This is a genomic window from Enterobacter sp. 301B (genome assembly GCF_003850715.1).
GTDB lineage: Bacteria > Pseudomonadota > Gammaproteobacteria > Enterobacterales > Enterobacteriaceae > Enterobacter > Enterobacter intestinihominis.
This window is the reverse complement of sequence record NZ_PQTC01000018.1, coordinates 36,345-49,836: the sequence shown is the minus strand read 5'-3', so window position 1 is coordinate 49,836 and position 13,492 is coordinate 36,345. Positions and strand designations below refer to the sequence as shown.

The 13,492-nt window shown below is 54.2% G+C and carries 15 protein-coding genes and 2 tRNA genes; 6 read left to right on the top strand and 11 right to left on the bottom strand.

Translation table 11 applies throughout. The annotated features are described in order from the left end of the window. Positions 1-49: 49 nt before the first annotated feature. Together mgsA and C3451_RS18345 are read right to left on the bottom strand one after the other, a co-directional pair. Positions 50-508: a methylglyoxal synthase gene (mgsA, locus tag C3451_RS18350; protein WP_003858146.1), complete on the bottom strand. Its 459-nt coding sequence runs from the start codon at positions 506-508 to the stop codon at positions 50-52. An 80-nt stretch (positions 509-588) separates the two neighbouring features. Beyond that, entirely contained in the window at positions 589-1,251 is a 663-nt protein-coding gene (locus C3451_RS18345; protein WP_045308867.1) for a DUF2057 family protein, read from the bottom strand. A gap of 171 nt (positions 1,252-1,422) precedes the next feature. Here C3451_RS18345 and C3451_RS18340 point away from each other — a divergent pair, with 171 nt between their 5' ends. Continuing rightward, positions 1,423-1,836, top strand: a complete 414-nt coding sequence (locus C3451_RS18340; protein ID WP_006809337.1) for a CoA-binding protein — start codon at positions 1,423-1,425, stop codon at positions 1,834-1,836. A 32-nt stretch (positions 1,837-1,868) separates the two neighbouring features. On the opposite strand, the gene hspQ is transcribed toward C3451_RS18340, so the two are convergent. Both hspQ and rlmI read right to left on the bottom strand, forming a co-directional pair. Beyond that, on the bottom strand, positions 1,869-2,186 hold the full coding sequence (gene hspQ / locus C3451_RS18335) for a heat shock protein HspQ (RefSeq protein ID WP_003858136.1): 318 nt from the start codon (positions 2,184-2,186) through the stop codon (positions 1,869-1,871). A 60-nt stretch (positions 2,187-2,246) separates the two neighbouring features. Beyond that, complete coding sequence (gene rlmI, locus C3451_RS18330) at positions 2,247-3,437, bottom strand: 23S rRNA (cytosine(1962)-C(5))-methyltransferase RlmI (RefSeq protein WP_022647663.1); 1,191 nt, start codon at positions 3,435-3,437, stop codon at positions 2,247-2,249. Positions 3,438-3,530: 93 nt separating this feature from the next. Between rlmI and yccX the strand changes: the two genes are divergently transcribed. After that, positions 3,531-3,812 carry an acylphosphatase gene (gene yccX, locus C3451_RS18325; protein WP_003858131.1) on the top strand — a complete coding sequence of 94 codons (282 nt, stop codon included), beginning with the start codon at positions 3,531-3,533 and terminating at the stop codon, positions 3,810-3,812. On the opposite strand, the gene tusE is transcribed toward yccX, so the two are convergent. Both tusE and yccA read right to left on the bottom strand, forming a co-directional pair. Then, a complete protein-coding gene (gene tusE / locus C3451_RS18320; RefSeq protein WP_003858129.1) occupies positions 3,809-4,138 on the bottom strand; it encodes a sulfurtransferase TusE in 330 nt (109 codons plus the stop codon). The two genes, yccX and tusE, sit on opposite strands and share 4 nt — an antisense overlap. An 88-nt stretch (positions 4,139-4,226) precedes the next feature. Further along, positions 4,227-4,886 carry an FtsH protease modulator YccA gene (gene yccA / locus C3451_RS18315; RefSeq protein ID WP_003858127.1) on the bottom strand — a complete coding sequence of 220 codons (660 nt, stop codon included), beginning with the start codon at positions 4,884-4,886 and terminating at the stop codon, positions 4,227-4,229. Positions 4,887-5,156: 270 nt separating this feature from the next. On the opposite strand from yccA, the gene C3451_RS18310 reads away from it, so the two are divergent. Together C3451_RS18310 and C3451_RS18305 are read left to right on the top strand one after the other, a co-directional pair. Beyond that, entirely contained in the window at positions 5,157-6,785 is a 1,629-nt protein-coding gene (locus C3451_RS18310) for an ABC transporter substrate-binding protein (protein WP_045623328.1), read from the top strand. A 144-nt stretch (positions 6,786-6,929) separates the two neighbouring features. Continuing rightward, positions 6,930-7,017 (top strand) — tRNA-Ser (locus C3451_RS18305). On the opposite strand, the gene C3451_RS18300 is transcribed toward C3451_RS18305, so the two are convergent. The 3 genes from C3451_RS18300 to C3451_RS18290 are packed head-to-tail and all read right to left on the bottom strand — an operon-like array spanning position 7,004 to position 9,872. Beyond that, complete coding sequence (locus C3451_RS18300) at positions 7,004-7,840, bottom strand: ABC transporter ATP-binding protein (protein WP_223862206.1); 837 nt, start codon at positions 7,838-7,840, stop codon at positions 7,004-7,006. The two genes, C3451_RS18305 and C3451_RS18300, sit on opposite strands and share 14 nt — an antisense overlap. Further along, entirely contained in the window at positions 7,837-8,868 is a 1,032-nt protein-coding gene (locus C3451_RS18295) for an iron ABC transporter permease (protein WP_038415793.1), read from the bottom strand. The genes C3451_RS18300 and C3451_RS18295 overlap by 4 nt, the downstream gene beginning before the upstream one ends. After that, complete coding sequence (locus C3451_RS18290; protein ID WP_045623326.1) at positions 8,865-9,872, bottom strand: ABC transporter substrate-binding protein; 1,008 nt, start codon at positions 9,870-9,872, stop codon at positions 8,865-8,867. The genes C3451_RS18295 and C3451_RS18290 overlap by 4 nt, the downstream gene beginning before the upstream one ends. A gap of 173 nt (positions 9,873-10,045) precedes the next feature. On the opposite strand from C3451_RS18290, the gene C3451_RS18285 reads away from it, so the two are divergent. After that, entirely contained in the window at positions 10,046-11,659 is a 1,614-nt protein-coding gene (locus C3451_RS18285) for a mechanosensitive ion channel domain-containing protein (RefSeq protein ID WP_022647668.1), read from the top strand. A gap of 31 nt (positions 11,660-11,690) precedes the next feature. Here C3451_RS18285 and C3451_RS18280 read toward each other — a convergent pair whose 3' ends face one another. Both C3451_RS18280 and C3451_RS18275 read right to left on the bottom strand, forming a co-directional pair. Beyond that, the gene (locus C3451_RS18280; protein ID WP_045308871.1) at positions 11,691-12,218 is read right to left on the bottom strand and encodes a LuxR C-terminal-related transcriptional regulator; all 528 of its coding nucleotides are present in this window, start codon (positions 12,216-12,218) and stop codon (positions 11,691-11,693) included. Between the two features lie 17 nt (positions 12,219-12,235). After that, positions 12,236-13,087: a hypothetical protein gene (locus C3451_RS18275; RefSeq protein ID WP_052952386.1), complete on the bottom strand. Its 852-nt coding sequence runs from the start codon at positions 13,085-13,087 to the stop codon at positions 12,236-12,238. A gap of 277 nt (positions 13,088-13,364) precedes the next feature. On the opposite strand from C3451_RS18275, the gene C3451_RS18270 reads away from it, so the two are divergent. Next, positions 13,365-13,452, top strand: a tRNA-Ser gene (locus tag C3451_RS18270). The last annotated feature ends 40 nt before the right edge of the window (positions 13,453-13,492 follow it).

Genomic DNA, 13,492 nt, shown 5'->3' with positions numbered 1-13,492 from the left:
CCGGGCAAATTCTGTAGGCCCGGTAAGCGCAGCGCCACCGGGCAAAAAACTACTTCAGTCTCTCCGCAAGATAACGCTGATAATCCGGGATCAAAATCTCCACCGGATCGTTAAACTGCGGCGATTCAATGATGAAATCTGCCGTTGAAAGATTGGTGGCTACCGGAATGTTCCATACCGTCGCCAGACGCAGCAGCGCTTTAACGTCCGGATCATGCGGAACCGCGTTCAGCGGATCCCAGAAGAATATCAGAACGTCAATTTTACCTTCCGAAATCTGAGCGCCGACCTGCTGGTCACCCCCCATCGGGCCGCTCAGCATGGCATTCACTTCCAGACCGGTTTCGCGGTGGATCAGGTTGCCGGTTGTTCCCGTGGCAGAAAGGGCATGATGCTGTAAAAGAGGCTGATGGCGACGAACCCAGTTAAGCAGCATTTGTTTACAGTGATCGTGCGCAACCAGAGCAATGTGCTTGCGCGCCGGAAGTGTGCGTGTTGTCAGTTCCATAATCTTATCCGTGAGGTTACCTCGCTACACGATGACGGGAACTGACTGATGCTGCAAGAGAAAGGACGAAAAAATGTGGCTTACGACGAAGGTTGTCGTTTCGCCCATTGCAGAAAACGGGCGCGCGTGTCCGGATCGGCATTCTGGAACCAGAATTTGAGGCGTTGCTCAGTAAGGGTCTGCGACTGAGGAGGGAGTACATCCAGCTCCGATACGCCCGAAAGCAGGGTACTGTCATCCGCCATCATGGTGGCGAACTGGGGCAGGGAGGCGCGCCTGCTGGCTCTGTTATAGATCTCCGTGTCCGCTTCGTAATCTGTTCCTTTTGGCCTTTTTGTCAGCGCCAGGATATCCAGCTTTACCGGGATGGGCATAGAATCCCCGTCCACCAGCTCAATGCGCGGTGAGGCATCAAATGCCAGTGACTCTTTTTCTGTCTCAAAGTGCGGGAGACGAAAATTGACCTGGCTGATGCGTTGGGTATTAAAGCTGACCACCAGCGGAGGCGAAATGTACACCTGCTGTTCGTTGTCGGCGAGGCGAATCGTCTTTTCAACCCGAAAAACCACCTGATGCGGGCCATTATCCAGCTCGATGCTGTCTGCGCCCCGCAGCAGGGAGCTGGAGACTTTTTTCCCGTCCAGCACCAGCAGGTCAATGTCGGTTGAGAGTCTGAGGGTGGTTGCGAAAACACAAACCGGCATGATTAACGCAACCACAGCCCAGGCAATGCCGGTTTTCATAGCAGACTCCTGTAGACAAACTACCCGGTAAGAATGTATCAAAATTTTTCGATAAACACGTTTACTAACATATAGACATATTTCGCCGTTTTGCCCTCATACTTCTGTATGGGATGCGTGGTTGAGATGTCTGCTTTGACGTACACTTTGAAAAAAACCAGGAGGAACAGCATGAAAGAGAACGACATTGTCGAGATTCTGACGTCCACGCGCACTATCGCGCTGGTCGGCGCGAGCGATAAACCGGATCGCCCAAGCTATCGGGTCATGAAATACCTTCTGGACCAGGGATATCACGTGATCCCGGTCTCGCCGAAGGTGGCGGGGAAAACGCTGCTGGGTCAGCAAGGCTATGCGACGCTCGCGGACGTGCCGGAAAAGGTGGATATGGTGGACGTTTTCCGTAATTCAGAGGCGGCCTGGGGCGTGGCGCAGGAGGCGATTGCCATCGGCGCGAAAACGCTGTGGATGCAGCTGGGCGTAATTAATGAGCAGGCGGCCGTGCTGGCACGCGATGCCGGGCTGAAGGTGGTGATGGATCGCTGTCCGGCAATCGACATCCCCCGTCTGGGGCTGGCAAAATAAAAAAAGCCCGCTTGACGGGCTTTTTTACACCTTTAGTTACGCAGTCTCGGCGCCTGTAACTGTTTGCGGATGGTCTGAGCAAGCTCGTCCATAGTGGGTTGTTCCGGATGCTCATCCTGTAGTTCACCACTCAGCTGCGCTTCGGCAAGATAGGTATGGACAGGCTGACCATCGTCGCCCTCCATAACCACGTGATACCAGGGCGCGGCGCGAAGCTCTGCGTCAACGGCCAGATCGTCTGCTGACGGTTCATCAAGGGAATACTCCGGGTCGATATCCACGACCACACCCAAATATCCAAGCAAGGTGTGGCGGACCTGCTGGCCGATACCGAATTTGCTGGCAATCATAGTCACCTCCCGGGAAACATTACATACACACTATGTGCGGGCAATATTTCTCTTTTCAAGTTACATGACGCGACAGGCAAACCCTTTCAGATACAGCCCTTCCGGGTAGGTAGCGATCACCGGGTGATCGGCGGCCTGACGGAACTGCTCTATAAATTGTACATCACGACCCGCATCTATTGCGGCATCGGCGATGATTTTTTGGAATAAATCTGTCGTCATCAGGCCAGAGCAGGAGAACGTCAGCAGAACGCCACCCGGGTTCAGCAGCTGGATCGCCAGCATGTTGATGTCTTTATAGCCACGGCAGGCGCCCATCAGCTGGCTTTTGTTTTCAACAAACTTCGGCGGGTCCATCACGATGACGTCAAATTTCTCGCCCTGGTCGCGGTATTTACGCAGCAGTTTGAATACGTCGTCGCGCACAAACTCCGCTTTGCTCAGATCCAGCTTATTCAGCTCAACGTTCTGCTTCGCCACGTCCAGCGCTTCCTGTGAGGTGTCGACGCTCACCACCTGAGCACAGCCGCCCATCAGGGCAGAGACCGCAAAGCCGCCGGTATAAGAGAAGCAGTTCAGCACGCGTTTATCGGCAACGTACTGGCGCGTTGCCAGACGGCTGTCACGCTGGTCGAGGTAATAACCGGTCTTATGGCCGCCCTGGATATCCACCAGCAGCTTCATGCCATGTTCTTCGATAGGCAGCAGGGCAGGCGGCAGTTCGCCGGTGACCGGGCCCTGCGTCAGCTCCATGCCCTCTTTTTTACGTACCGCCACGTCGCTGCGGTCGTAAATGGCACATTCCGGGCACAGGGTTTGCAGGGCGCTAATTAGCGCGGCACGCTGGTATTCCGCCCCGGCGCTCAGCAGCTGCAACACCAGGAAATTGCCGAAGCGGTCAATGGTCACGCCCGGCAGCCCGTCGGATTCACCGGCAATCAGACGATAGCTGTCCAGCCCGTCACGCTTTGCCAGCCACTCGCGCCACTGCTGCGCCTGTTGCAGACGACGGACAAAGAAGTCGATATCGATGGCTTCTTCTTTATCGAACGTCCAGACGCGCGCGCGGATCTGAGATGCAGGCGAGTATGCGCCGCGTGCTAACCATTTCCCCTGATGGTCAACAATATCGATGGTTTCACCGAGGCTGGCTTTACCTTCCATGCGGGCAACCGCGCCGGAAAAGACCCAGGGATGGCGGCGCAGTAATGACTTCTCGCGCCCTTTGGCTAACACTAAACGTACACTCATAATTTGCTATTCTGTCGATTCCAATGAAATGGCCGCCATTTTCCCGACTTCAGCGAGGAAATGCAACGCGCCAGTCGGATAAGGAGAAGGATGATGTCAAATGTATGCACCATTGCCTGGGTCCATGGCCTTGTACAGGGCGTCGGATTCCGCTACAGCACCCAGCGCGAAGCCCTTCAGCTCGGACTGACGGGGTATGCGCGTAACATGGATGATGGCAGCGTGGAGGTTGTGGCCTGCGGTGAGGCGGATCGGGTAGAGAAGCTGGTGGCGTGGCTGAAAGCGGGCGGACCGCGCAGCGCGCGGGTTGATAAGGTGCTAACGGAACCGCATCAACCCGGCCGGGAATACGCTGACTTCAGTATTCGCTATTAAATGCATTTTACCGGCTTTGGCAGGCCGGCAATTTTTGTCGCCTGTTTAGCCGGGCCTTTCGGAAACAGGCGATACAGATAACGGCTGTTGCCTTTCTCTTCGCCAAATTTATTCGCCATGGCTTTGACCAGCATGCGGATAGCCGGAGAGGTGTTGAATTCGAGGTAGAATTCGCGCACAAAGCGCACCACTTCCCAGTGTTCCGGGGAGAGGGTAATTCCTTCGTTTTCCGCAATTTTCTCCGCCAGCGCTTCGCTCCACTGGCTGCTCTCTTTCAGATAACCGTCATTATCGGTTTCGATCTCTTTGCCTTCAAAACTCAACATATTCATTCACGCGTTAGTCAAAAACCGCCTCAGTCTACCAAAAAAACAAAGCCCCGCATAAGCGGGGCTTTGTTCACAGCACGGTGAGTTAATCGCGGCTGGCGAAGCCCAGGATACTCAGCAGGCTGACAAAAATATTGTACAGCGACACATACAGGCTCACGGTGGCGCGGATATAGTTCGTCTCACCGCCGTGAATGATGTTGCTGGTTTCATACAGGATTGCGCCGGATGAAATCAGGATAAACACCGCGCTGATTGCCAGATGCAGAGCAGGCAATTGCAGGAAGATGTTCGCCAGCATACCGACCAGCACAATCACGATACCCGCCATCAGCATACCGCCGAGGAAGGACATGTCCTTACGGGTGGTCAGCACGTAGGCCGAGCAGCAGAAGAACACCAGCGCGGTACCGCCCAGCGCCATACCAATCACGTCGCCCATTCCGGCAGACAGATAGGCGTTCAGGATTGGCCCCAGGATGTAGCCCAGGAAGCCGGTGAAGGCGAAAGCGGAGAGAATACCCACCGGTTTATCCGCGGTTTTATAGGTCAGGAACATCAGACCATACATACCCACCAGCGTCAGGATCAGGCCCGGAGAAGGCAGCATCAGTACGGTGCTGGCCGTCGCGGTGATCGCCGAAAACGCCAGCGTCAGGCTGAGCATGAAATAGGTATTGCGCAGCACCTTATGGGTGCTGAGTAGCGATGTGCGGTCGCGTGAAGAAGTAATTATACGATCCATGAGTCACTCTCTTATGACAGATGTAATTAGCGCAAAGAATAGGAAACGGCGCGGCAGACGCAAAGTGGTTTTACCCATCTTTACTCAGCCCCTTAGGGATTATGCTGGTTTTTTATTCTGGTAAAGCCTTTGTACTCAGAATGAAGTGCGGTATGCAAGGCGTATTCAGATCAACCTCTTATAGGTCACTGAAAAATATTGCGTTATTTCCCTAAGGCCGCTAAGAGTTATTTCCGGATCGTCATAAAAACAGACAATAAGGCGAAGGAAATGAAACCACAAACACGCATGCACTTTACGCTCTCTTTGTTAACCGCAGGGGTCCTGTGCGCCAGCACGGCAACCTGGGCGGCTAACGTGCCAGCAGGAACCCAGCTGGCAGATAAGCAGGAACTGGTCAGGAACAACGGCAGTGAACCCGCCTCGCTCGACCCGCATAAAGTCGAAAGCGATGTCGAATTCAATATTATCAGCGATTTATTCGACGGGCTGGTCAGCGTCTCTCCGGCAGGTGAAATTCAGCCGCGCCTGGCGGAGAAATGGGAAAATAAAGATAACACCGTCTGGACTTTCCATCTGCGCCCGGGCATAACCTGGAGCGATGGCACCCCCATCACCGCGGAAGATGTCGTCTGGAGCTGGCAGCGACTGGTCGACCCGAAAACCGTCTCTCCGTATGCCAGCTATCCCGGCAGTATGCGTATCGTCAACGGCACTGATATCGCAGAAGGCAAAAAAGCACCCGAGTCGCTGGGCGTGAAAGCCATCAATGACACCACGCTGGAAGTGACGCTCACCCAGCCAAATGCTGCTTTCCTGGCGATGCTGGCTCACCCGTCTCTGGTGCCGATAGATAAAGTCCTGGTAGGTCGTTTCGGTGATAAGTGGACCAAACCGGAGCACTTCGTCAGCAGCGGGGCCTATAAACTGTCACAGTGGGTGGTGAACGAACGCATTGTGGCGGTGCGAAACCCGAAATACTGGGATAACGCACATACCGTCATCAACAAGGTGACCTATCTGCCCATTTCCTCCGAAGCCGCTGACGTCAACCGCTACAAAGCGGGCGAAATCGACATCGCCTACACGGTGCCGATCAACCAGTTTGCTCAGCTGAAGAAAACGCTGGGGAACGAGCTGGACGTATCGCCGCAGCTTGCCACCTATTATTACGAATTCAACACCACCCGGCCGCCGTTCAGCGACGCCCGCGTGCGTAAGGCGCTGAATCTGGCGCTGGATAAAGATATTATCGCCGGGAAAGTTTTAGGGCAGGGGCAACGCCCGGCATGGCTCATCAGCCAGCCGGATATTGGCGGCGTCAAGTTACAGAACCCTGATTACGCCAGCTGGCCGATGGATAAACGCATTGCCGAGGCGAAAAAACTGCTGGCCGAAGCCGGATTTAACGACAGCCATCCGCTCAGCTTTAATCTCCTTTATAACACCTCGGAATCGCACCAGCGTATTGCGATTGCCGCCAGCTCGATGTGGAAGAAGAACCTCGGCGTAGAGGCGAAGCTGCAAAACCAGGAGTGGAAAACCATGCTTGATACCATGCACACCCATAACTTTGACGCGGTGCGCTACGCCTGGATTGCTGATTACGATGACGCCGCAACCTTCCTGAATAACTTTCGTACCGGCGACAGCCAAAACACCACTCAGTACAGCAATCCGGAATACGATCTGGCTCTGGTGAATGCGGCGAAGGCGAAAACGGCGGAGGAGCGCGGTAAGTTCTACCAGCAGGCAGAAGATCTGCTGGGGCGCGATGTGCCGGCGATCCCTGTCTACCACTACGTGCGCACGCACCTGGTGAAACCGTGGGTAGGGGGCTTCACGCCGGATAAGCTTGGCTACTACTACACCAAAGATATGTACATCAAAAAGCACTAACGATCTGCGGTGGATATTATGCTGGTAAAACGGTCAATCTGTTGTCTATTCAACCGATTAAACGCATTTTGGCTATTTTTAAAGCGAACGAATGCGCGCACCCTTTACAGCGCGCGGTGAGGTGTTTATAGTTCGCCTCACTTAGGAAGCGTGGCCGAGCGGTTGAAGGCACCGGTCTTGAAAACCGGCGACCCGAAAGGGTTCTAGAGTTCGAATCTCTACGCTTCCGCCAAATTCGAAAACCCTGCGATAGCAATATCGCAGGGTTTTTTGCTTTTGTTCTGGCTCTCCGCCATGTTACCCATGTTATAGCTTATCGTGATCCCGGCGTCGGCCTTACAGACCTGAGCTTTTACGCACCAGGTATCCGCGATGTTCGAGGGCGTCAGCACCGCTTCGGGCGCACCCGTGGCTGCGATCTGCCCGGCCTTCAGGAGGATCAGACGCTGGCAATAATTGGCCGCAAGATTGAGATCGTGCAGTGCAACCACCACCGTAAGCGGCAGCTGTGAAACGAGCCGCATCAGCTCCAGCTGGTGCTGAATGTCCAGGTGGTTTGTCGGTTCATCGAGCAACAGCACCTGCGGCTGCTGGGCCAGCGCGCGGGCTATCTGGCTTCGCTGGCGCTCTCCGCCAGACAAAGAGTGCCATCGCCGCTGGCGTAAGCTGCATAACTGCATCAGGCCAATCGCCTGTTCAACCGCAGCCTCATCGTCGCGCGTGGTTCTCTGGAATGTTTTCCGGTAGGGCGTACGCCCCAGCCTGACCATATCCTCAACGGTCAGTTCCCCGTCGACCTCAGCATGTTGCGGGACAAACGCCATGTGCTGCGCCCGTATTTTCAGCGGCATCAAGCCAAGCGTTGTGCCATTAAGCGCAACACGTTCGCTGTGTCGTGGAAACAGCCCGGCGAGGCAGCGCAGCAGCGTCGACTTGCCTGAGCCGTTTGGCCCTAACAGGCCGACAATCTGCCCGGATGGCAGGTCGAGATCGATATCCTTAAGCACCGTCTGCGCCTGTCGGGTTACGGTTAACCCGGCCACTGTTATATTCATGGATGCTCCTTTCGGTTTTGATAAAGCAACGCCACAAAGACGGGGGCGCCCACCAGCGCAGTCACCACCCCGATGGGCAGAACCTGGTGCACGATCAGCGTGCGTGAGACGATATCGGCAAGGATCATAAAGTGGGCGCCGATGAGAAACGTCAGCGGGATCGAGCGGCGATGGCCCGGCCCGCATAGCATGCGCGTCACATGGGGAATGACCAGCCCGACAAACCCCACTGCGCCTGTAGCGCTCACCAACGTGGCGGTGACAACGGCACAGGTCAGCAATAAGACAATACGCACGGCGGTAACCGGGATCCCCAGCGTGGTGGAGACCTCATCCCCGAAGGTGAAGGTGTCCAGCGCCCGGGAAAAGAGCAATACCACCAGTAAACCCGCAAGCGTAACGGCCAGCGCCAGCAGCGCGTCAGGCCAGCGCACGCCGCTCAGACTCCCCATCAGCCAGAACATGACGCTACGGGACTGCTCGGCATTGGCGGACGTGCTGACGACGTACGCGGTCATGGCGTTGAAGAGCTGGGTGCCCGCAATACCGGCCAGCAAAATGCGCGACGGGCTTTCACTCATCCCGTTTGTAATCACCATGATGAGCGCAAAGGCGGCGCAGGAGCCGACAAACGCACCGCTGCTCACGCCAATCACGCTTCCCCCCATGCCGAGAAGCATCACGCAGACGGCCCCCAGCGAGGCGCCCGCGGAAATCCCCAGCAGATAAGGCTCAGCCAGAGGGTTACGCAGGATCGACTGTAACACCAGCCCGCACAGCGCCAGGCCACCGCCGCTGCACGCGGCCATCACTGCCCGGCTCATGCGATATTGCCAGACGATACCCTCCTCCGTTTGTGGCAACGCATAAGAGGTCAAACCCAGTCCGTTGAGGATCGCTTTCCCGGTACTGGCATACGACACCGGCATATCACCGATACTGGCGGCAAAAACCAGCATTAGCGGCAGCGCCATGACGCCTGCTGCCAGTAAACCTTGCTGGCGGCGGTCAAAAGCGAAATGACTCATTGTTCATCCTGGAAAGAAGCCAGCCGATCGCTGATAAGCTCAACCGCATCGACGTTACGTAATGAAGGGTTTAACGACATTGCCGGCACCACAATAATGTGGTTGTTCCTGACCGCAGGCATGTTCTTCGTCACCGGGTCATTACGCAAGAATGCTTTTTTTACTTCAACGTCATCGGCAGGGTAGAGCCTGCGGGACATCCCGGCGATAACAATCACGTCCGGCTGCGACTGGGCAATATGTTCCCAGGTTACAGCCGGCCATTCGTCATGAGAGTCAATAATGTTCTTCAACCCCAGCGTGCGGCTGATCCAGCCAGGCGCGCCGTAATTCCCCGCCACCCAGGGATCGCCATTCAGACGGCTACTTGAGAACCAGAATACGACGCGAAGCGGTTTCGCTGAGACGCGCGCCTGGGCCTTTTTGATACGTTCCGTCAGCGTATGATTAAGCTGCTCACCTCGCGCGGAAACATCAAATATCGTCGCCAGATCTGTCACTTCCCGTGTGATTTCGGCCAGCGAAAACGGCGCGCTGCGTGCTCCGTCTGCGTTTGACGTTTCCGTCACCGCTTTATCCGTGCAGTCGGCAGGAGAGATCCACGTATTAATCCCCAGCGAGGCAAACTGCTCACGGGTTCCCACTTCTCCCTGCGGACCAATGTGCCAGTGATACTGCGCGAGAACGAGCTCAGGTTTCTGTCCCACCACGGCTTCAAAGGAGGGGGAATTATCTGCAAGCCGGGGGATATTTTTCCCGGCATCTGCCAGCGGATCCGGGAGCTTGCCGAACCAGACCGACGTTGCGGCGATCTTTTTCTCCAGCCCCAGTGCGAGCAGTAATTCTGTTTCATGCTGTCCCACGGTCACGACGCGCTGAGGAGCCTGCGCAAAGGTCTGCTTTACGCCGCAATTTTCAAACGTGAGGGGCCATGAGGTTGCTGAGAAAGCGGCAGGCGCCGTGGAGAGCAATAAAGCCAGAAATAACCCTTTTTTAAGTAACATAGAACACAATCCCAAATTGTTATGTTATAACATAATACATATCTTGTGATTGAGAGCAACACGCTCACCGTCGCTTGTTGCAGAAACGAAAGGCTGGACTATTCTCAACATACCCACCTGGCATTCGCGGGTTGCCTGAAAAACAACAAGATTTCTGATCTGGGGTAGTGAGGATGAAAAAGATCCTGCTCGCGTTTGCGTTCTGTTTTGCCTCCCTGAGCGCCTTCTCATCGTATGCCGCTGAGCCCCGCCAGGCGCCTTCTGAGCAGGAGCGCGCCCGGACGGTCTATATTTTTCATCAGCCGATCGTCATGCTTCAGGCGAAATTTGGCCTGACCACGCCGGAGGAGCGCGTTTTACGCATCCGCAACACCCTGCGCAATTTTACCGAGGCGGACGTGCGTGAGCCGCTCACTATCGTCCCCGTGACCCGCTATAACCAGCAGGGGCGGCTGATCGTGATGAACGGTAAGCCCGTGATGCTGCTGACGGAAGGGGATTTGGACGAAGGGGACGATCTGACCCTCGATCAGGCCGCGCAGCGCGTGCTGGCGCGCATGGAAGCGCAGAGAATGGCCCTGCGCGATCAATACGATACCGGTTGGCTGGCGCTGTCGACGGTAAAAGCTGCCGCTGGCCTGCTGGCGCTTTTGCTGCTCTGCTATGGCGCCTGGCGATCCTGGCGCTGGTTTCGACGCGTCTACCGTCTGCGTATTGTGGAGAATCGCAGCCGGGTGCCGCAAAGCTGGCGGCGGTACATTGGCGCCATTGAGATTCGGCTTTACGCCTTGCTGATGTTCCTGCTGGGTTTGATTGGCTTTTACGTCTGGCTGAGCTGGGCATTGAGTCTGTTTCCGTGGACGCGGGTGTGGGGCACGTCGCTGGGAGACTGGTCGCTTCGCGTGGTGCAGCAAATTGCCCTGGCGATTGTCTCGGCTTTGCCGGGGCTGACGATTGTTCTGATCATTTTCCTCATTACCGCTTTTATTCTGAAGCTTCTGAGGATGGTGCTGAATCAGGTGGAGGCTGGTCGTCTGCAACTTCCCGGCGTACATCCGGAAACCGTGGGGGCAACCCGTAAGCTCATTTCCGTCGCCGTCTGGCTATTTGCTCTCTCCGCTGCCTGGCCGTTTCTGCCCGGCGCAAACTCACTGGCGTTTAAAGGTATTAGCGTCTTCTTCGGCCTGATGTTAACGCTGGGTTCGGCAGGGGTGATGAACCATGCCATGAGCGGTCTGGTCCTGATTTACTCCCGCGCACTGCGTAAAGGCGATGTCATTCGGGTGGCGGATAACGAAGGTAAGGTAAGTGAAATAGGCATGCTGGCGACCAAAATTATTACCCGGGAAAATTATGTCGTTACCGTGCCCAATGCGGTGGTGGTGAGCGGTAAGATCACCAACCTTAGCGCGCTACAGCCTGATGGCAGCCTCAATCTGACGGTCAGCGTCACTATTGGTTATGACACCCCATGGCGTCAGGTGCATGCCATGCTGGAGCTGGCCGCGAAACGGGCAAAAGGGATTGATCTTTCTGAGCCGCCGCTGGTGCGCCAGTTAGGGTTAATGGACTGGTATATCGCCTACGAGTTGCAGGTTCGTCTGCTGCCCGACCAGTCCCTCGCGGTTGCCCGCAATGAACTGCATAGCCAGATACAGGATGTGTTTAACGAATTTAACGTGCAGATCATGTCTCCGAATTTTGTTATGCAGCCAGAGGGCAGCGTAATGGTTGCCAAAGAGAACTGGTATACCGCGCCCGCCAAACCCCCTCAGGGCGAAACCTGAGGCCCCGGTTTTCTCGAGGTAAGGCAAAAGATCACAGTTTCTGATCGACAATCGCCGATTTTATACGGGTCATCGCCAGAATATTTTTTGAACGCATATTCAATTTCTCGAGGATCCTCACGCGGTAGGTGCTGGTCGTTTTTTGTGATAGTTGCAGCTTTTTCGCGATTTCATGATTTTCCATATGGAAAAGCTTTAGCACGTCATATTCGCGTCGGGTAAAGGAGTGTGTCCTGAGCGCCCGATAAAAACGCATCAGCTGCTGAAAAGGGTGAGCAGTAAAATGCATCGACGAATAGATAATATTATCAATTCTCACCGCGCTGTTGGCTTCTATCTCATGCATCAGGACAATGTAATCACGCTTGACTTTTTTGACCTGCTGAATGGTTTTATTGCGTAACTTATCCTGTTCAACCGCAATGATAAAATCCAGCTCGGGATCGACCTCATAAAGATGGTGAATATCCTCCTCATCGCGAATCAAATGGGTAGATGTCAGTGAGCTTGAGACACCGTGGCAAAGGTAATAGTTATCGCTGATAAAAATAAAATTCATAATTAATGGGCAGGGTTTTAGATAAAATTCATTAAAAATCTGAGAGGCTTAATCTGTAGTATTTTCTGCCATACAGCGGCGAGGTCGACGACCCCGGCCATCGACAGCAGAACCAGAATAATCAGCAGCGTAGATAGCGTTATCGCAAACATAAAACGCGTAATTTTTTTCTGCATTTTTTGCTGATGCGTTACCCGCTGGTCCTCTTTTTCATACTCGACCATGGTGGTAATAGCCTGGCCCTGCACGTAGTACACCTTACTCTCTTCGCTGAGATCGCCCGTGATCACGAGCGACTCAAGTAAGAGCGCGATTTTTCTGCTAAACGACTCATTTTTGATATGTTTATACCAAAGTGTGCCGTAAAGCATGGCGATCACTTCCCGCTGGGTGAAACCAGACGAAACGCGCGAAGGGCGCTGGTTGACGTAGTCGGTCACCAGCAGCCTGAGCAAGTTGTAACGGTCCCGGCTGATGGTTTCTGAATCAGATTTCAGGCCAGAAATACAGCGCCCTTTTAGACGAGCAAGGGCCGTTTTTAAGGTGATGATTTTCGTATAATGGTCAAAGGCAAACGGGATAATGCCTTTGTAAGCCTGAAACCCATTGCGCTTATAGTGAATGATTTCAGCCTGCATTTCGCTGATATCTTCCACGCTCATACTGACATCTTCGCTTTTATGCATCGGGCAGAGCACAACGTTGCTGCTTTCGTGCTTCTTCAGAATATAACGCGTATTGTCGGCATCTTTTAAGTACACCAGAAAATAGTCATGCGGGTTGTTTTTTTGCGCACCGTTCTGGATCAGCCACGGCAGAAATTTACGCCAGAGAATAAGTCTGTAGTTATCGGTATCGAATAATTTCATGGAAAATCTCTTATCGCAGTGACCTGCGTGAATAGGGTCTTACAAGGGCATATTGAGGTGGCAATGTTGCACGGATAAGCTGCGGTGTATGAAAAAGAGTCTAGATCACAAACTTTCATTCTAATAAGTTTATGTGATGTAAAAATAAATGTTTACATTTTAGCCAGCCGATGACGAAGAAGTGATCGGAGCGGAAGGGAATGACGCATGAAGCTCAACGTAATGCAATTTCCTGCTTTACATCATGCTCAGAGATGTTTATAGTGCGCCTCACTTTGGAAGCGTGGCCGAGCGGTTGAAGGCACCGGTCTTGAAAACCGGCGACCCGAAAGGGTTCTAGAGTTCGAATCTCTACGCTTCCGCCAAATTCGAAAACCCTGCGATAGCAATATCGCAGGGTTTTTT